This is a genomic window from Salmonella sp. FC25216 (genome assembly GCF_057751355.1).
Map to the genome: position 1 here is coordinate 363,286 of NZ_JBDGON010000003.1, position 19,294 is coordinate 382,579.

Annotated in this window: 16 protein-coding genes and 1 pseudogene; 10 read left to right on the top strand and 7 right to left on the bottom strand. The window is 53.8% G+C overall.

Features of this window, described 5'->3' with window-relative positions; translation table 11 throughout:
* Positions 1–6 precede the first annotated feature (6 nt).
* The gene (gene exbB / locus AC3G3F_RS07985) at positions 7–741 is read right to left on the bottom strand and encodes a tol-pal system-associated acyl-CoA thioesterase (protein WP_023248556.1); all 735 of its coding nucleotides are present in this window, start codon (positions 739–741) and stop codon (positions 7–9) included.
* A gap of 251 nt (positions 742–992) precedes the next feature.
* Between exbB and metC the strand changes: the two genes are divergently transcribed.
* On the top strand, positions 993–2,180 hold the full coding sequence (gene metC, locus AC3G3F_RS07990; RefSeq protein ID WP_023248557.1) for a cystathionine beta-lyase: 1,188 nt from the start codon (positions 993–995) through the stop codon (positions 2,178–2,180).
* A 139-nt stretch (positions 2,181–2,319) separates the two neighbouring features.
* Positions 2,320–2,979 (top strand): DedA family general envelope maintenance protein YghB, encoded by a 660-nt coding sequence (gene yghB / locus AC3G3F_RS07995; protein ID WP_023248558.1) that lies wholly within the window; start codon positions 2,320–2,322, stop codon positions 2,977–2,979.
* Between the two features lie 63 nt (positions 2,980–3,042).
* On the opposite strand, the gene AC3G3F_RS08000 is transcribed toward yghB, so the two are convergent.
* Positions 3,043–3,942, bottom strand: coding sequence for an AraC family transcriptional regulator (locus AC3G3F_RS08000; RefSeq protein WP_023248559.1), 900 nt, complete (start codon positions 3,940–3,942; stop codon positions 3,043–3,045).
* A 192-nt stretch (positions 3,943–4,134) separates the two neighbouring features.
* Between AC3G3F_RS08000 and yqhD the strand changes: the two genes are divergently transcribed.
* The 4 genes and pseudogenes from yqhD (at position 4,135) to AC3G3F_RS08020 (ending at position 8,389) form a co-directional block, all read left to right on the top strand.
* Complete coding sequence (gene yqhD / locus AC3G3F_RS08005) at positions 4,135–5,298, top strand: alcohol dehydrogenase (protein ID WP_023248560.1); 1,164 nt, start codon at positions 4,135–4,137, stop codon at positions 5,296–5,298.
* Between the two features lie 105 nt (positions 5,299–5,403).
* Positions 5,404–6,231 carry a 2,5-didehydrogluconate reductase DkgA gene (gene dkgA, locus AC3G3F_RS08010; protein WP_000013103.1) on the top strand — a complete coding sequence of 276 codons (828 nt, stop codon included), beginning with the start codon at positions 5,404–5,406 and terminating at the stop codon, positions 6,229–6,231.
* Between the two features lie 166 nt (positions 6,232–6,397).
* A pseudogene (locus AC3G3F_RS08015) lies at positions 6,398–7,883 on the top strand (DASS family sodium-coupled anion symporter).
* A gap of 44 nt (positions 7,884–7,927) precedes the next feature.
* On the top strand, positions 7,928–8,389 hold the full coding sequence (locus tag AC3G3F_RS08020) for an HIT family protein (protein WP_023248562.1): 462 nt from the start codon (positions 7,928–7,930) through the stop codon (positions 8,387–8,389).
* 57 nt (positions 8,390–8,446) lie between these two features.
* On the opposite strand, the gene AC3G3F_RS08025 is transcribed toward AC3G3F_RS08020, so the two are convergent.
* The 5 genes from AC3G3F_RS08025 to AC3G3F_RS08045 all read right to left on the bottom strand — a co-directional run bounded on the left by AC3G3F_RS08025 (position 8,447) and on the right by AC3G3F_RS08045 (position 15,987).
* Positions 8,447–10,618 (bottom strand): YgiQ family radical SAM protein, encoded by a 2,172-nt coding sequence (locus tag AC3G3F_RS08025; RefSeq protein ID WP_488394769.1) that lies wholly within the window; start codon positions 10,616–10,618, stop codon positions 8,447–8,449.
* Positions 10,619–10,726: 108 nt separating this feature from the next.
* On the bottom strand, positions 10,727–12,139 hold the full coding sequence (gene ftsP / locus AC3G3F_RS08030; RefSeq protein WP_023248564.1) for a cell division protein FtsP: 1,413 nt from the start codon (positions 12,137–12,139) through the stop codon (positions 10,727–10,729).
* Positions 12,140–12,212: 73 nt separating this feature from the next.
* Positions 12,213–12,950 carry a 1-acylglycerol-3-phosphate O-acyltransferase gene (plsC, locus tag AC3G3F_RS08035; protein ID WP_002954469.1) on the bottom strand — a complete coding sequence of 246 codons (738 nt, stop codon included), beginning with the start codon at positions 12,948–12,950 and terminating at the stop codon, positions 12,213–12,215.
* 256 nt (positions 12,951–13,206) lie between these two features.
* On the bottom strand, positions 13,207–15,465 hold the full coding sequence (gene parC / locus AC3G3F_RS08040; protein ID WP_053508214.1) for a DNA topoisomerase IV subunit A: 2,259 nt from the start codon (positions 15,463–15,465) through the stop codon (positions 13,207–13,209).
* A gap of 129 nt (positions 15,466–15,594) precedes the next feature.
* Positions 15,595–15,987 carry a YgiW/YdeI family stress tolerance OB fold protein gene (locus AC3G3F_RS08045; protein WP_023248566.1) on the bottom strand — a complete coding sequence of 131 codons (393 nt, stop codon included), beginning with the start codon at positions 15,985–15,987 and terminating at the stop codon, positions 15,595–15,597.
* A 151-nt stretch (positions 15,988–16,138) separates the two neighbouring features.
* Here AC3G3F_RS08045 and qseB point away from each other — a divergent pair, with 151 nt between their 5' ends.
* The 4 genes from qseB (at position 16,139) to AC3G3F_RS08065 (ending at position 19,179) form a co-directional block, all read left to right on the top strand.
* On the top strand, positions 16,139–16,798 hold the full coding sequence (gene qseB, locus AC3G3F_RS08050) for a quorum sensing response regulator transcription factor QseB (protein WP_053528749.1): 660 nt from the start codon (positions 16,139–16,141) through the stop codon (positions 16,796–16,798).
* Entirely contained in the window at positions 16,795–18,144 is a 1,350-nt protein-coding gene (gene qseC, locus AC3G3F_RS08055) for a quorum sensing histidine kinase QseC (protein WP_023248568.1), read from the top strand. The genes qseB and qseC overlap by 4 nt, the downstream gene beginning before the upstream one ends.
* A 107-nt stretch (positions 18,145–18,251) precedes the next feature.
* A complete protein-coding gene (locus tag AC3G3F_RS08060) occupies positions 18,252–18,833 on the top strand; it encodes an NAD(P)H-dependent oxidoreductase (RefSeq protein WP_053528751.1) in 582 nt (193 codons plus the stop codon).
* Positions 18,834–18,864: 31 nt separating this feature from the next.
* Positions 18,865–19,179 carry a putative quinol monooxygenase gene (locus AC3G3F_RS08065; RefSeq protein ID WP_000958589.1) on the top strand — a complete coding sequence of 105 codons (315 nt, stop codon included), beginning with the start codon at positions 18,865–18,867 and terminating at the stop codon, positions 19,177–19,179.
* Positions 19,180–19,294 lie beyond the last annotated feature (115 nt).

Here is a 19,294-nt window from a genome sequence, read left to right on the forward strand (position 1 = left end):
GACGCATTACCCTACCCGTAATTTCTGCGCGGCGCGTACCGGCTGCGCGCAGGCGCTCGCATTCAGATCGAGATCGCGGCTTTGCAGCAGCAATACCTGCGCCGCTACGTCGCCCAGCGTTGCTTTGTAACTGCCTATCTGACGTGCGAAGATGTTGTAAATGACGACCGCCGGGATCGCGGCTACCAGCCCAATCGCCGTCGCCAGCAGCGCTTCCGCAATACCAGGAGCGACCACCGCCAGGTTGGTAGTCTGCGTTTGCGCAATACCGATGAAGCTATTCATAATGCCCCATACGGTACCAAACAACCCGACGAAGGGGGAAATGGCGCCGATCGTCGCCAGATAACCGTTGCCTCGTCCCATGTAGCGGCCAACCGCCGCGACGCGACGTTCCAGACGGAAGCCGGTACGTTCTTTAATCCCTTCGTTATCTTCGCTGCCCTGAGAGAGTTCCAGCTCATTCTGCGCTTCATTGATGAGCTGCGCGCTGAGGCTTTTTGCGCTGAAACCTGCCGCAATATCGGAAGCCTGATCTAAGGAGCGCGCATCGGCTAATTGCAGTTGTTCACGCTTTAAGCGGCGCTTTTGAGTGAAAAATTCAACGCTTTTACTGAAGAAGATAGCCCAGGTGACGACCGACGCCAGAATCAGACCAATCATCACGCACTTCACGACAATATCGGCGTGCTGATACATACCCCAGACGGAAAGATCCGTCTGCATCAAATTATTACCCACTCTGTATCTCCAGGACGCAAATCACAAAATCTGAGCATAATAATATCAAAACGACGTCGAATTGATAGTCGTTCTCATTACTATTTACATACTGCCGCACCTTTGATGCTTTTTCTTTGCGCTTACGCAGTAAAAAAGTCACCTGTTTTTATTTTGGCAAAATTTTCATCTGTATCACACGTAGCCAGGATGCAGATTGTTATATTCATGCTAGTTTAGACATCCAGACGGTTAAAATCAGGAAGCGCAACATGACGGATAAACAGTTGGATACCAAACTGGTAAACGCAGGACGCAGCAAAAAATACACGCTTGGCTCAGTGAATAGTGTGATTCAACGCGCTTCTTCACTGGTATTTGACACCGTCGAGGCCAAAAAACACGCCACCCGCAATCGCGCCAACGGCGAATTATTTTACGGACGTCGGGGAACGCTGACCCACTTTTCGCTCCAGGAAGCCATGTGTGAACTGGAAGGTGGCGCCGGATGCGCGCTCTTCCCGTGCGGCGCGGCGGCGGTCGCCAACACCATTCTGGCATTCGTTGAACAGGGCGACCACGTCCTGATGACTAACACAGCCTATGAACCCAGCCAGGATTTCTGCAGCAAAATTCTCGGCAAACTGGGCGTGACGACAAGCTGGTTCGACCCGCTCATCGGCGCGGATATCATGCAACATATTCAGCCGAACACGAAAGTCGTATTTCTGGAATCCCCCGGCTCTATTACCATGGAAGTACATGATATTCCGACCATTGTCAGTGCGGTGAGACGCGTCGCGCCAGAAGCCGTCATCATGATGGATAATACCTGGGCGGCTGGCGTTCTGTTTAACGCGCTGGAGTTCGATATCGATATCTCTATCCAGGCAGGCACCAAGTATCTGATTGGTCATTCTGACGCGATGGTCGGTACTGCCGTTGCAAATGCGCGCTGCTGGGAACAATTGCGGGAAAACGCCTATCTGATGGGGCAAATGCTCGACGCGGACACGGCTTACATGACCAGCCGCGGTCTGCGCACGCTCGGCGTCCGACTACGCCAGCATCATGAAAGCAGCCTCAAAATCGCCGCGTGGCTGGCGAACCATCCTCAGGTCGCGCGCGTTAATCATCCGGCCCTGCCGGGTAGCAAAGGTCATGCGTTCTGGAAACGAGACTTTACAGGCAGCAGCGGTCTGTTTTCCTTCGTGCTCAATAAAAAGCTGACCGAGGCAGAATTATCAGCCTATCTGGATAACTTTTCGCTGTTCAGTATGGCCTACTCCTGGGGAGGCTACGAATCGCTGATTCTCGCCAATCAGCCGGAACAGATCGCCGCGATTCGTCCCGCAGGCGGCGTAGATTTTACCGGTACGCTGGTCCGGGTGCATATTGGTTTAGAGAATGTTGATGATTTAATCGCTGATTTAGCCGCCGGATTCGCCAGAATTGTGTAAAGTTGCCGCAGATGGACATATATGCAGACAATTTCCGTGGAAAAGTCTGCGTTTGTTGCGTCCGGGATCAAGGCATCCCGGGCGATTCAGGAGTACAATAGGCACATAAAAGCGTAAATGCTGTTCCACAGGAAAGTTCATGGCTGTCATTCAAGATATTATCGCTGCGCTCTGGCAACATGATTTTGCCGCGCTGGCGAATCCACACGTTGTTAGCGTCGTCTACTTTGTCATGTTCGCCACGCTATTTTTAGAAAACGGTCTGCTGCCAGCGTCATTCTTACCCGGCGATAGTCTGCTGCTACTGGCAGGCGCGCTGATCGCCCAGGATGTGATGCATTTTTTGCCAACAATTGGCATTCTCACCGCCGCGGCCAGTCTCGGCTGCTGGCTAAGTTATATCCAGGGACGCTGGCTCGGTAATACGCGTACCGTCAAAGGCTGGCTGGCGCAGCTTCCGGCAAAATATCATCAGCGCGCCACCTGCATGTTTGACCGTCACGGTTTGTTAGCGTTGCTTGCCGGGCGTTTTCTGGCGTTTGTCCGCACTCTGCTGCCAACGATGGCGGGTATTTCCGGCCTTTCCAACCGCCGGTTTCAGTTTTTTAACTGGTTAAGCGGCCTGCTGTGGGTGACTGTCGTGACCAGCTTCGGCTACGCGCTCAGTATGATCCCGTTTGTTAAGCGCCATGAAGACCAGGTAATGACATTTTTAATGATCCTTCCCATCGCGCTATTGGTCGCCGGGCTGTTAGGTACGCTGGTCGTGGTGATTAAAAAGAAATACTGTAACGCCTGAGGCATCCATAACCGGCCAGGATGGCCCGGTTACGCTTCGTTGGCCTGTGGCGGGATGACCCACTTAGCTCCCTTGCATTGTCCGCATTCTTGCCGCATCTTCGCCCGGCGTCACGCCAAAATAACGTTTAAACTCCCGGCTAAACTGCGATGCGCTCTCATAGCCGACCCGCATCGCCGCGGCGCTGGCCTTCATACCGTCGTGAATCATCATCATCCGCGCCTTATGCAGTCGGTAGCTTTTTAAATATTGCAACGGCGAGGTGCTGGTGACCGCCTTAAAATTATGGTGAAATGCCGACACGCTCATGTTCGCTTCTGCCGCCAGTTGCTCAACATTCAGATTCTCAGTGTATTTCATTTCGATCTGTTTAAGTACGCGACTGATCAGGCTAAAGTGCGTCTGACGACTAACCAGTGCAAGCAGCGCCCCGCCGCGCGGCCCCATCAGCACATGATAAAGAATTTCGCGAATAATCTGTTTTCCCAGAATCCGCGCATCCAGCGGGCGCTCCATCACATCCAGCAACCTTTCCACCGCGCATAAAATCTCGTCCGACAGCGTGGCGGAGTTAATCCCGCTGGCCGCCATCGGCAACTGGAAACGCTCATCTTCGCCAATGTCCATGAGCAACTCTTGCAGTTGCAGCACATCAATGTCGATCCGAATACCGGCCAGCGGTATCTCCGGCGTCGCCCAGGTCTCGCATTCAAAAGGGAGCGGCACGGTCAGTAAAAGATATTCATTAGCGTCGTAACGAAACTCGCGTTCATTAATATAGCCAATTTTATGGCCGGAAAAGAGAAATATGATGCCAGGCTGATACATGACCGGCGTGCGCGGTCCCGGCTCAACGCCATATAACAGACGAATACCCGGTAGTCGCTCGCTGATTATTTTATCATTATTTTTCAAATAATTAATTTTATCCGCTAGCTGTAAGCAAATTGCTTCACGATTCATAACGCGCCATTCTTTTATCAAATCCACTCCGCTGGATTGTGCGCATTTTTAGCGATTTTCTCCAGCATTCTGGAGAAATAGGCAAAACATTGGCAGAAATGTGCATTGAGAGACATCTATCACAAGACCACAATGATGACCATCAGGCAGACAGCCGTCTGCCCTCTTTTTACCCATATAAGGGAATGAGCAATGAACAATTTTAAATTACATACACCTACCCGCATTCTGTTTGGTAAAGGCGCAATCGTCGATCTTCGCGATCAGATCCCGCAGGACGCCCATGTGCTGATTACCTATGGCGGCGGTAGCGTGAAAAAGACCGGCGTACTGGCGCAAGTTCAGGAGGCGTTAAAAGGGCTGGACGTTAGGGAGTTTGGCGGTATCGAACCGAACCCGTCCTATGAAACGCTGATGAAGGCCGTTCAGCTTGTACGCGACGAAAATATTACATTCCTGCTGGCCGTTGGCGGCGGCTCCGTACTGGACGGCACCAAATTTATCGCCGCAGCGGCGCAGTATGCGGACGGCGTCGATCCGTGGCACATTCTGGAAACCGGCGGTACTGAGATTCGTAGCGCAATCCCGATGGGGTCCGTGCTGACCCTGCCGGCAACCGGCTCAGAATCGAACGCCGGCGCAGTCATTTCCCGTAAAACCACTGGCGATAAACAGGCCTTCCACTCCTCGTTCGTGCAACCGGTATTTGCCGTACTCGATCCGGTCTACACTTATACATTACCGCCGCGCCAGGTTGCGAACGGCGTCGTGGATGCTTTCGTCCATACCGTTGAGCAGTACGTCACTTACCCGGTTAACGGCAAAATTCAGGATCGTTTCGCCGAAGGCATTTTACTCACACTGATCGAAGAAGGTCCCAAAGCGCTGCAAGAGCCTGAAAACTATGACGTCCGCGCTAACGTGATGTGGGCCGCCACTCAGGCGTTAAATGGCCTGATTGGCGCTGGCGTTCCGCAGGACTGGGCGACGCATATGCTGGGTCATGAGCTTACGGCGATGCACGGTCTCGATCATGCCCAAACGCTGGCTATCATTCTGCCTGCGCTATGGAACGAAAAACGCGACGTTAAACGCGCAAAACTCCTGCAATACGCTGAACGTGTATGGAATATCACCGACGGTTCCGACGACGAACGTATTGATGCCGCCATTGCCGCCACCCGCCATTTCTTCGAACAAATGGGCGTGCCTACACGCCTGTCCGATTACGGTCTGGATGGCAGCGCTATTCCGGCACTACTGGCCAAACTTGAGGCGCATGGATGCACAAATTTAGGTGAAAATCAGGATATTACGCTGGATGTCAGTCGTCGGATTTACGAAGCGGCGCGCTAAGGTTTTTTCGCCTCTGACTTTCGTTTTTGGCCATTTCGTCCAGACTTAAGTCACTTAGTCTCGCCGGACCCGACTCCGGCGAGCCAATTAAAAGAGGAACACATCATGGCTAATCCAACCATTATCAGGCTACAGGATGGCAACGTAATGCCACAACTTGGACTGGGAGTCTGGAAAGCAAGCAATGAAGAGGTGATCGCGGCGATTCATAAAGCGCTGGAGGTGGGCTATCGATCGATTGATACCGCCACTGCGTATCAGAATGAAGAGGGCGTCGGTAAAGCGCTAAAAGAAGCGAACGTAGCGCGGGAAGAACTGTTTATCACCACCAAGTTGTGGAATGACGATCAAAAACGTCCCCGCGAAGCCCTGCAGGAGAGTCTGAAAAAACTGCAGCTTGATTATCTCGATCTCTATCTGATGCACTGGCCCGTACCGGCTATCGATCACTATGTGGAAGCCTGGAAGGGCATGATCGCGCTGCAAAAAGAGGGGCTGGTAAAGAGTATCGGGGTCTGTAACTTTCAGATCCATCACCTCCAGCGTCTGATCGATGAAACCGGCGTTACCCCCGTAATCAACCAGATCGAGCTACACCCCTTGATGCAACAGCGCCAGCTACATGCGTGGAATGCGACGCATAAAATCCAGACCGAATCCTGGAGCCCGCTGGCGCAGGGCGGCGAAGGCGTATTCGATCAGAAAGTGATTCGCGAGCTGGCGGATAAATACGGCAAAACGCCCGCTCAGATTGTTATTCGCTGGCATCTGGACTGCGGGCTGGTCGTCATCCCGAAATCCGTCACCCCTTCCCGTATCGCGGAAAACTTTGCTGTCTGGGATTTCCGTCTCGATAAAGATGAATTAGGCGAGATCGCAAAACTGGATCAAGGAAAACGCCTCGGTCCCGATCCGGATCAGTTCGGCGGCTAAGCCGGACTTACCGCGCTTCATGCCCGACGATTTCGTCGGGCTTTTTTGCATTCCGAAATATTAAGAAACAATTGGCGCACATTTAACAGTATATTTCCCCCGCGCACAAGCGCAGCATTATTCTGATTTTATGAAAATTTATTCATATTAATTATCAGCTTACTTAATGCATATAAAATATTTATGGATGTGTGATTGTGGCGGAAAAAAAATCTCAGGGCGTCAAATGGCTCCCATTCATTCTTATTCTGGTGATCGCCGCCGGACTGTGGCAGCTAACGCCCCCTTCCGGGTTAAGCGCGCCGGCCTGGCATTCCGCGATTATTTTTGTCGCGACGATCGCCTCAATTGTGGCGAAAGTGCTGCCTATTGGCGCGGTCGGTATTATCGGCATCACCGTCTTTGCGCTCGCCTATGCCGCCGGCGATAAAACGGCCAGCGGCGCGATTACCACGGCATTGAGCGAGCTGAACAGTTCACTGATCTGGCTTATCGTCGTGGCATTTATGATTGCCCGTGGGTTTATCAAAACCGGGCTGGGTCGGCGTATCGCCCTACAAATGATCCGTCTGTTAGGTAAACGAACGCTGGGCCTGGCCTATGGCCTGGCGTTTGCCGATCTGATCCTCTCCCCCGCGATGCCCAGTAACACCGCGCGCTGCGGCGGCGTGATTTACCCGATCGCCGACTCGCTGGCGCGCAGCTTTGATTCACATCCGGAAGATGAGTCTCGCAGTAAAATCGGCACCTTTCTGATCACCTGTATTGGCAATGTTAACGACGTCACCGCCGCACTGTTTATGACCGGTTATACGGGTAATCTGCTGGCGGTAAAACTGGCGGCGAACGCCGGCGTTACGTTGAGCTGGGGAAGCTGGTTTATCGCAGCGCTCCTGCCTTGCCTGGTCTCTCTTCTTATCGTCCCGCTGCTGGTCTACTGGCTGACGCGTCCGGAGATTAAACATACGCCGAATGCGCCGGATCTGGCGCGCAAAGAGCTGGCGCAAATGGGCAATATGGCGCGCGGCGAGTGGCTCATGCTGGCGACCGTCGGCGTGTTACTGGTGCTGTGGATTTTTGGCGACACGCTTGGCGTGGATGCCACGACGGCCTCTTTTGTCGGTCTCTCGATTTTATTACTGAGCGGCGTGCTCACCTGGGAAGACGTTAAAAGCGAAAAAGGCGCCTGGGATACGTTGATTTGGTTCGCCGCGCTGCTGATGATGGCTAACCAGTTGAAGAAACTAGGATTCACCAGTTGGTTTGGCAACCTGATTGGCGACAGCATCGGCAGTACGATGCATGGAACCAGTTGGATGATCATCCTGCTGCTGCTTAACGCAGCCTATTTTTATACCCACTATTTTTTCGCCAGCGGCAACGCGCAAATCGCCGCGCTGTATGCGGTGTTTCTGGGCGTCGGTCTGCATCTGAATATACCGGCGGCGCCGATGGCGCTTATGCTGGCGTTTACCAGCAGCCTGTACTGCTCTCTTACGCAGTATACCCACGCACGCGGCCCTATTCTTTTTGGCGCCGGCTATGTACCGACGGGCGTCTGGTGGCGAACGGGATTTATTATCAGCCTCTTTAATCAGGCGGTCTTTTTGACAGTCGGCCTCGCATGGTGGAAAGTGTTAGGGTTGTATTAAACGCTTAACGCATCGATAAGCCCCTCGGTTAACGGAGAAATGGAATGACCTGCATTTTCTGTCAAATAGTTGAAGGTAAAGCGCCTTGTCATAAAGTTTGGGAAGATGAGCATCACCTGGCTTTTTTGTCCATTTTTCCGAATACCGATGGGTTTACCGTAGTGATCCCGAAAAAACATTACCCCAGCTACGCGTTCGATCTACCACCGCAGGCGCTGGCGGACCTGATGCTGGCGACGCAAAAAGTGGCGAAACTGCTGGATAAGGCGTTTGTGGATGTGGGCCGTACCGGGATGTTTTTTGAGGGATTTGGCGTCGATCATGTGCACAGTAAGCTAAGTCCGATGCACGGCACAGCTAATCTGAGTGAATGGAAACCTATCGAATCGCGACAGAATAAATTTTTCGAGCGCTACGAGGGGTATCTCTCATCGCACGATCATGAACGGGCGGGTGATGAAAAACTGGCCGCGCTGGCGGCCAGAATTCGGCAAATCCAGGCGTAATCGTTGCTGGATGGCGGCTTCGCCTTATCCAGCCTGATAGGATACCTGTAAAACCGTTTAACGCCCCGCGCCTTTCCCGCGCTTCTTATTAGCAGCAAGCCCCTGTCGCTGATGCGCCACTGGCGTATGTTTGGTCAACGCCGGGCGGGTGCTGCGGTTCTGGCGACGCGCTTCGCGCATCTCTTCAATGGTCGGCGCAGGCACCAGACACTCACGGCGACCGCCAATCAAATGTTTTTTCCCCATCGCTTCCAGCGCCTGGCGAATCAGCGGCCAGTTCGCCGGATCGTGATAACGCAGCAGCGCCTTATGCAGGCGACGTTGCTTATCTCCCTTCGGCACCACCACATCTTCACTCTTATAACCAATTTTACCCAGCGGGTTTTTGCCGGTGTAATACATGGTGGTCGAATTCGCCAACGGTGACGGGTAGAAGTTCTGCACCTGATCCAGACGGAAGCGGTGGCGCTTCAGCCACAGCGCCAGATTCACCATATCTTCGTCCCGCGTGCCCGGATGCGCGGAGATAAAATACGGGATCAGATACTGTTCTTTTCCGGCCTGTTTAGAGTAAAGGTCAAACAACTCTTTAAAGCGATCGTAGCTGCCCATACCCGGTTTCATCATTTTCGACAGCGGACCTTCTTCAGTATGCTCCGGCGCAATCTTCAGATAGCCGCCCACATGATGGCTCGCCAGCTCTTTAATGTAGCGAGGATCTTCCACGGCGATGTCGTAGCGCACGCCGGAGGCAATTAAGATTTTCTTAATGCCTTTCAGCTCGCGGGCGCGGCGATAAAGATTGATCGTCGGCGTATGGTCAGTATCCATATGCGGACAGATATCCGGATACACGCACGACAGGCGACGACAGGTCTGCTCCGCACGCGGCGACTTACAGCGCAGCATATACATGTTCGCGGTAGGACCACCCAGATCGGAGATCACGCCGGTAAACCCCGGCACCGTGTCGCGGATCGCTTCGATCTCGTTGATGATAGAGTCTTCCGAGCGGCTCTGAATAATGCGTCCTTCATGTTCGGTGATCGAGCAGAAAGAGCAGCCACCAAAGCAGCCACGCATGATATTGATCGAAAAGCGGATCATTTCATAGGCCGGAATGCGGGCATTGCCGTAAGCCGGGTGCGGTACGCGCTGATACGGCAGCGCAAACACGCTATCCATCTCTTCAGTGGAGAGCGGTATAGCGGGCGGGTTAATCCAGACATAGCGGTCGCCGTGCTTTTGCATCAGCGCCCGCGCGCAGCCAGGGTTAGTTTCGTGATGCAGAATACGCGACGCATGGGCGTACAGCACTTTGTCGCCTTTCACCTTTTCAAAGGATGGCAACAGGATATAGGTTTTTTCCCACGGCTTCGGACGCGGCGGCTGCACGGTAATCGCCTTAGCTTCCTGCTTTTTCGGCGCGACCGGCTTGTTATCCGCGCACGGCAGATCCTCGCCATAGGGATGGGGGATTGGATCGATTTTACCCGGCGTGTCCAGACGAGTGGAGTCGACGCCGCTCCAGCCAGGCAGAGCTTCTTTAACCATAATCGCAGTGTTACGCACGTCGCGAATCTGATCGATGGTTTCACCCATTGCCAGACGGTGCGCCACTTCCACCAGCGGACGCTCACCGTTGCCGAACATCAACATGTCGGCTTTGGAATCGACTAACACGGAACGGCGCACAGTATCAGACCAGTAGTCGTAATGCGCGGTACGGCGCAGACTGGCCTCAATGCCGCCGAGGATCACCGGTACATCTTTCCACGCTTCTTTGCAACGCTGGGTATAGACCAGAGTGGCTCTGTCCGGGCGCTTGCCCGCCACGTTATCCGGCGTATAGGCATCGTCGTGACGCAGCTTACGGTCGGCGGTGTAGCGGTTGATCATCGAGTCCATGTTGCCGGCGGTGACGCCGAAAAACAGGTTCGGTTTGCCCAGACGCATAAAGTCGTCTTTGCTGTTCCAGTCCGGCTGAGCGATGATACCGACGCGGAAGCCCTGGGATTCCAGCATACGGCCACAAATGGCCATGCCGAAACTCGGATGATCGACATACGCGTCGCCCGTCACCAAAATAATGTCGCAGCTATCCCAGCCAAGTTGATCCATTTCGTCACGTGACATCGGCAAAAACGGCGCCGGCCCAAAGCAGGCGGCCCAGTACTGCGGCCAGGAGAAAAGGTCGCGATCCGGTTGGATCAGGGATGTTGCGCTCATAGTGCTTCCAAAAATGGTAAAAAAATAATCAAAGGCCGGGGATTATAAGCCGGAACGAAGGAGAAATCGAAAGGTATTCACCTCTCGCCCTGACGGGCGAGAAAAGGATTATGGCGCCGGGTTTACCAGCATCTGCCCAATCGAGCCGCGATCCGCCATTTCCAGCGTCTGGCTGTTGAAATAGAACGGGAAGTGCGGCCAGGACGGCTGACCGTAGTAGACCAGCAATTCAACTTGCCCATCCACCCAGACGGTATCTTTCCAGCCTCTATCCTCCGGGAACGGCATAGCGCCGTTGACGTTACGAATCAGGAAAGAGACGCCCTCAATATGGAACGATTGCGGCATATCGGCGCGTACCGTCCAGCGCTCCCAGGAGCCTTGCTGGGCGGTAATATCAATGCGATTCACATCCCACAGTTGGCCATTGATCCCCGGATCGTCGCCAAGACTAATGTCCCGGCTGCGGATAGGCGCGCCGCTCATGATCTCCGTCGGCAACAGACGCATCGGCAGATTATCGGTCACCAGCGGCAGCAATCCGGTTGGCCGCAACGTCAGCACCAGGGTAGAAACCAGAATACTGGAAGGCTCAAAGAAACCGCGAATCCGATCGACTATGCTGGCCGCTTCCCCACAGGTGATCGAGACTTCATCCCCGTTAGTCATATCAACCAGGATCTCACGTCGCTCGCCGGGTGCCAGTGACAACTGTTTGACGGAAACCGGCGCAGGTAAAAAGCCCTGATCGCCTGAAATCACATGCAGCGCCCGGCCATCGCTCATCTGGAGCTGATACCGGCGCGAGTTCGAGGCGTTCAATAACCGTAACCGCACCCAGCCGCGGGACACTTCGACATAGGGGCTTTGCGCGCCGTTCACCAGCAACGTATCGCCGACAAAACCGCCGCTTCCCGGTTCGCTGTACTCCGGCGTCCCAAAGTTATCCAGCCGCTTATCCTGGATAATGACGGGAAAATCATCCACGCCGTAATGGTTCGGAATGGGCAGCGTTTTACTGATGTCGTCTTCGACCAGCCACATTCCGGCCAGGCCGTTATACACCTGCTGCGCAGTGCGGTTAGGCGTGTTGGCGTGATACCACAGCGTCGCGGCGCTCTGGCGAATCGGCAACACTGGTGCCCAGTCGGCGTTCGGCGACATCATACGCGCTGGCCCCCCCATCAGCGGCCCCGGCACCAGTAAACCAGCAACCGTCATGGAGACATTTTCCGCCAGACGGTTGCTATAGATGAGTTTAACGTCATCGCCTTTCCAGACGCGGATTGTCGGCCCCAGATAACGACCGTTTACTCCCCAAACCGGCGCGCGCGTGCCCTGCGTGAAAGACCAGTGCGCTCGCTGTAGCGTCATAAATAGCGGCTGTCCGCGACGGGACTCCAGCAACGGCGGAACAGGCAACGGCTGCTGCTGACCAGCAGCATTCGCCCTGAAGGGAATCGCGCCTGCACATAGTGCGATTCCCGATGCCTGAAGAAACTGACGCCGACTGAATGACATATAAGCTCCATGTAAAACAGGCTAAAGAGTTGTGCCTGAAAAAATGATTTCTACAATAACAGAGTAAGATCGCTTAAACCTTACCGGCCGCTTCACGTTCCGCAACCTCTTTATCAAGTTCCGCGATTTTTTGCTCCATTAACGCACGGCAATGGGCTGCCAGCTCGCGAACCTGATCTTTACCATATTCGCTGACGTCGACTGGCGGCAGCATTTCCACAATCACCAGTCCGTTGTTCAGGCGGTTTAGATTGACTTTGTTAGAGGTGTTGGAAACGCAGATAGGAATGATCGGCACGCCAGCCGCGATAGCCGCATGAAACGCGCCGGTTTTAAACGGCAGCAGACCGCGTCCCCGACTACGCGTACCTTCAGGGAACATCCAGATAGAAATACGGCGCTTTTTAAAATGGTTAACCACTGCCGCAATGGTGCTATGCGCTTTGGCGCGGTTATTACGGTCAATCAGCAGATTACCGGTCAGCCAGTACAGTTGCCCAAAAAACGGGATCCAAAGCAGGCTTTTTTTCCCCACCGTCACGGTTGGCGGTTGCACAATATTCGCCGCCGTGACCATATCATAATTATTCTGGTGGTTAGCGATATAGATAGCATTGCCATAGCTTTCCGCGTCTGCGGGTTTGCGGCACTCCACTTTCAGGCCAAACAGCGGGGCCAGGCGACCGAACATATGTCCAAACGTCGCCACGTGTTTTGGGTTACGTGGGCTGAAAAGGCAGTAAATAGAACCGAAAACACAGACCAGAATGGAGTAAATAACGGTAACAATAAGACGAAAAATATATAGCATAACAACCTCTGAAGGCCTAAGAGCCCGGCATTCTACGTCACCTGAAATTCAGGTTAGGATTTTGGTAAGTGTGGCTCTCTGGAAAAACGTATTGTTAATCGCAATGCACGAATAAACAACGGTTTTACGGGAAATTTTAATGTTAATCCGATCTGAAACCGTAGGCCGGATAAGACGCTACTGCATCATCATCCGGCAACGGCAGAGCGCCGGATGGCGGCATAAATGCCTTATCCGGCCTACGAGTGACACCTTCTTACTCTTCACTGTCGCCATGTCTTACGCGATGCGGTGAATCAATCTCAATACGATCGATACGCTGCAGGCCGCGCATTAATGTGCCGCGGCGTCCGCGTTCGCCGACCACCTTCTGTAACTCTTCAGGACGCAGTTTGATTTTGCGCTTCCCGACATGGATAGTCAGAGTGCTTTGCGGCGGCAACACGTACAGATGCGCCAGACCATCATCGCCTTTCGCCGCCTCCGCTGACGGAATATTAATGATCTTATTTCCTTTGCCTTTCGACAGTTGCGGCAGAGAGTCTACCGGGAACATCAACATACGTCCGGCCTGGGTAATCGCCAGCAGCATATCGTGCTCGTCTTCAATCACCAACGGCGGCATGACGTGCGCGTTTTCCGGCAGAGTAATCAACGCCTTACCGGCACGGTTACGGGCAACCAGATCGTTAAACGTACAAACGAAGCCGTAGCCCGCATCCGACGCCATCAGCAGTTTCTGGTCATCGCCTTCCATCAGCATATGCTCTACGGTCGCCCCCGGCGGCAGCGTCAGTTTGCCGGTCAGCGGCTCGCCCTGCCCGCGCGCCGACGGAAGCGTAATGGGATCAATAGCATAGCTACGCCCGGTGGTATCAATAAACACCACCGGTTGATTGCTCTTACCTTTCACCGCGGCTTTAAAGCTGTCGCCCGCTTTATAGTTAAGCCCCGGCGCATCAATATCATGACCTTTGGCGCTGCGCACCCAGCCCATCTGCGACAGCACGATAGTCACCGGTTCGGACGGCAGCATATCGTGTTCGCTCATCGCTTTAGCTTCTTCACGCTCATGCAGCGGAGAACGGCGATCGTCGCCATAGGCATCGGAATCCGCCTGTAGCTCTTTTTTCAGCAAGGTATTCATTTTGCGTTCGGACGCGAGAATGCCCTGCAACTGGTCACGCTCTTTTTCCAGCTCGTCCTGCTCGCCACGAATTTTCATCTCTTCCAGCTTGGCGAGATGACGCAGTTTCAGTTCGAGGATTGCTTCCGCCTGGGTCTCGGTGATGCCGAAACGCGACATCAGCGCGGGTTTTGGTTCGTCTTCGCTACGGATAATCTCAATCACTTCGTCGATGTTGAGAAACGCCACCAGCAGACCTTCGAGGATATGCAGGCGCTTGAGGACCTTCTCCAGACGATAGTTGAGGCGACGACGTACCGTATCGCGGCGAAACGCCAGCCATTCGGTCAGGATCTCCAGCAGGTTTTTCACCGCCGGGCGACCATCCAGACCGATCATGTTCAGGTTAATACGGTAGCTTTTTTCCAGATCGGTGGTGGCGAACAGATGGTTCATCACCTGCTCCATATCCACACGGTTGGATCGTGGCACAATCACTAAACGCGTCGGGTTTTCGTGATCCGATTCATCGCGCAGATCGTCCACCATCGGCAGTTTTTTATTACGCATCTGCGCAGCAATCTGCTCCAGCACTTTCGCGCCGGACACCTGATGCGGCAGCGCGGTGATCACCACGGCGCCGTCTTCTTTGGTCCATACCGCGCGCATGCGCACGGAGCCACGCCCGTTTTCGTAAATTTTACGAATTTCCGCACGTGGGGTAATGATCTCCGCTTCGGTCGGGTAATCCGGCCCCTGGACGATATCCAGCAACTGATCCAGCGTCGTTTTCGGCTGCTCAATCAGCGTAATCGCCGCTTTCGCTACTTCGCGCAGGTTATGCGGCGGAATATCTGTTGCCATCCCCACCGCAATACCGGTGGTGCCGTTCAGCAGAATATTCGGCAGACGCGCCGGTAACATTTTCGGTTCCTGCATGGTGCCATCGAAGTTAGGCACCCAGTCCGCCGTCCCCTGACCGAGTTCCCCCAGCAGGAGTTCCGCATATTTAGACAGGCGAGATTCGGTATAACGCATCGCGGCGAACGATTTCGGATCGTCAGGCGCGCCCCAGTTTCCCTGCCCGTCGACCAGCGGATAACGGTAAGAAAACGGCTGCGCCATCAGCACCATCGCTTCATAACAGGCGCTGTCGCCATGCGGATGATACTTACCCAGCACGTCGCCGACGGTACGGGCGGACTTTTTAAACTTGGCGCTGGCGTTAAGGCCCAGTTCAGACATCGCGTAGACGATGCGACGCTGAACGGGTTTCAGACCATCACCAATAAACGGCAACGCCCTGTCCATGATGACGTACATGGAATAATTCAGATAGGCGTTTTCCGTGAATTCATGCAGCGCAAGGCGCTCTGCCATCTCGCTCATTGATTGTGATTCCTCAACTGTTAGCCCGAACAATACCCGGTATCTCTCAGGCAATATTGCCGCAGATACTACCCTATCTGGCGCGTTGAGTCACAAAGAAAAGGGCCGCGAGCGCGGCCCTGATGGGGTTTATTTGGCAACTTTAGAGATCTGTTTTACGTCAATTTCAACGGAATTCCAGTCCTTATCCACTTCGCCCTGAATTTCAACGGTATCCTGCGGGGTTACGGTCAGGCCGTTCCAACGCTTGTGGTCAATATCCACATTGATAGTACCGGTAGCATCTTTAAACAGATACAGGTCGTCGGAAATGCGCTCGACGATATTCCCGCGCAGCGTTACCCACGCATCGTCACGCAGCGATTTAGCGCTCTCTACCGTCGTGCTGCTGCCGTTGGGGCCGACAAATCCGCCGCCTTGCGTTTGCGTCGCCGACGGGCCGGAGAAGCCGCCCTGCTGAGCCGCCAGAACCGGGGTAGAACACAATGCCATAACGGCAACGATTGCAGCTAATTTTTTCATGATTACTTTTCCCTTTCATGTCGTTTCAGATCCATTTAATAAGTTAATCCTTAACAACTTCTTAAGGCAAAAAAAGATTCTTTTTTTCTGTACATCGCCTGCGGCGACAAGGTTAACTGACGGTAACGCGAGTTACCGCAGGGAAGAACAGATGCGAATTTTACTGGTAGAAGATGACACACTTATTGGCGATGGCATAAAAGCGGGCCTGAGTAAAATGGGTTTCAGCGTCGACTGGTTTACCGAGGGACGTCCGGGCAAAGAGGCGCTTTACAGCGCGCCTTATGATGCGGTCATTTTAGATTTGACGCTGCCAGGGATGGACGGACGGGATATTTTGCGCGAATGGCGCGAAAAGGGTAAACAGGAACCGGTACTGATCCTGACGGCGCGCGATGCGTTAGCAGAGCGCGTCGAGGGGCTACGTCTGGGCGCCGATGACTATTTATGTAAACCTTTTGCGCTCATTGAGGTCGCAGCCCGTCTGGAGGCGCTGGTACGCCGCGCCAGCGGTCAGGCCAGTAGCGAATTGCGCCACGGCCAGGTGACACTCAATCCAGGTAATCTCGTCGCGACACTTGCCGGCGAACCTCTAGCCCTAAAACCGAAAGAGTTCGCGCTGCTGGAACTGTTAATGCGCAACAAAGGTCGCGTGCTGCCGCGCAAGCTTATTGAAGAGAAGCTGTATAACTGGGATGACGACGTGTCCAGCAATGCAGTGGAAGTCCATGTTCATCATTTACGCCGCAAGCTCGGCAGCGAATTTATTCGCACCGTACACGGCATCGGCTACACCCTGGGTGACGCATGAAATTGACGCAACGTCTTAGCCTGCGCGTCAGGCTGACGCTTATTTTCCTGATTCTGGTCTCCATCACCTGGGCAATTTCCAGTTTTGTGGCCTGGAGAAAGACGACGGATAATGTCGACGAGTTGTTTGACACACAGTTGATGCTGTTCGCCAGACGGCTTAGCACCCTCGATCTTAACGAGATCAACGCCCCGCAGCGCATGGCGCATACGCCAAAGAAATTAAAACATGGGCATATCGATGACGATGCGCTGGCGTTCGCCATCTTTTCCGCTGACGGCAAAATGTTGCTGCATGATGGCGACAACGGTCAGGATATTCCGTATCGCTATCGCCGGGAAGGTTTCGACAATGGCTATCTGAAAGATGACAACGACCTCTGGCGTTTTTTGTGGTTGAACTCGGCGGACGGTAATTATCGTATCGTCGTCGGTCAGGAGTGGGATTACCGCGAAGATATGGCGCTGGCGATCGTGGCGGCGCAATTAACGCCGTGGCTGATCGCCCTTCCCTTCATGCTACTGATTTTATTACTCCTGCTTCACCGCGAGCTCAGACCGTTGAAGAAGCTGGCGCAGGCGCTACGTTTCCGATCGCCGGAATCGGAGACACCGCTCGACGCCAAAGGCGTACCGAGCGAGGTTCGCCCACTGGTCGAAGCACTTAATCAGCTTTTTAGCCGCATCCACTCCATGATGGTGCGCGAACGGCGATTTACCTCCGACGCCGCCCATGAATTGCGCAGCCCGCTGGCCGCGCTGAAAGTACAAACCGAGGTGGCGCAACTCTCGGGCGACGATCCGCTGACGCGAGATAAAGCGCTGACCCAGCTCCATGCGGGGATCGATCGCGCCACGCGGCTGGTCGATCAGCTACTGACGTTATCGCGTCTCGACTCGCTCAATAATTTGCAGGATGTGGCGGAGATTTCGCTGGAAGAGTTGCTGCAGTCCGCGGTGATGGACATTTATCATCCGGCGCAGCAGGCGAATATCGACGTGCGTTTACAGCTTAACGCCCATGACGTCATACGTACCGGTCAGCCGCTACTCTTAAGCCTGTTAGTCCGTAACCTACTGGATAATGCGATTCGCTACAGTCCGCAGGGCAGCGTCGTCGACGTTACCTTACATGCCCGCAGCTTCACCGTCAGAGATAACGGCCCCGGCGTAGCGCCAGAGATTCTGACGCATATCGGCGAGCGTTTTTATCGCCCGCCAGGCCAAAGTGTGACCGGCAGCGGTCTGGGATTATCAATAGTCCGCCGCATCGCTACGCTGCACGGCATGACGGTGTCGTTTGGCAACGCCGCGGAAGGTGGATTTGAGGCCGTCGTACGCTGGTAGCAGATACTTTTGCCAAAAACGCAAAAGACTTTGCACATTTTGCTAATTTCACCGTACCGCCCGTCAGCGTAGAATCAGCAGCAAACGCATTCCTTAGAGGGAAAATAATGAGCAACATACTGATTATCAACGGGGCGAAAAAATTCGCGCACTCCAACGGCCAGTTGAATGACACCCTGACCGAAGTTGCCGATGGGCTTCTGCGCGATCTGGGTCATCAGGTTAAGATCGTCCGTGCCGACAGCGATTATGACATTAAAGAAGAGGTGCAGAATTTCGTCTGGGCTGACGTGGTGATTTGGCAGATGCCAGGCTGGTGGATGGGCGCGCCGTGGACAGTAAAAAAATATATGGATGATGTCTTTACCGAAGGTCACGGCACGCTCTATGCCAGCGATGGCCGCACGCGTTCCGATGCCGCTAAAAAGTACGGTTCCGGCGGTCTGGTGCAGGGGAAAAAATATATGCTGTCACTGACGTGGAATGCGCCAATGGAAGCATTTACCGAAAAAGATCAGTTTTTCCACGGCGTAGGCGTAGATGGCATCTATCTGCCATTCCATAAAGCCAACCAGTTCCTGGGCATGGACGCGCTGCCAACGTTTATTGCCAACGACGTGATTAAAATGCCGGATGTTCCGCGCTATACCGCAGAATATCGCAAGCATCTAAGCGAAATTTTTGCTTAACTGGTCATCCTGGAATTAGAAGGAGTTAACCATGCTTACCGTCATTGCCGAAATTCGCACACGTCCGGGCCAACATCACCGTCAGGCCGTCCTCGATCAGTTTGCGAAAATCATTCCAACCGTTCTTAAAGAAGAGGGTTGCCACGGTTACGCGCCGATGGTGGATCATGCCGCGGGCGTGAGTTTTCAGACTGTAGCGCCTGACTCGATCGTGATGATTGAACAGTGGGAAAGCGTTGCGCACCTTGAGGCGCATCTGCAAACCCCACATATGAAAGCCTATAGCGACGCGGTAAAAGACGATGTGCTGGAAATGAATATTCGTATTCTGGAATCCGGCGTTTAAGTTATTACCATCGTCTGACGTAGCCCTGATGAGATGCGCAAGTGTCGCCATCAGGCTACGGCGTCATGCCAGATTCGCTTATCCGGCCTGCGGTGTGCAGACCGGATAAAGCGTG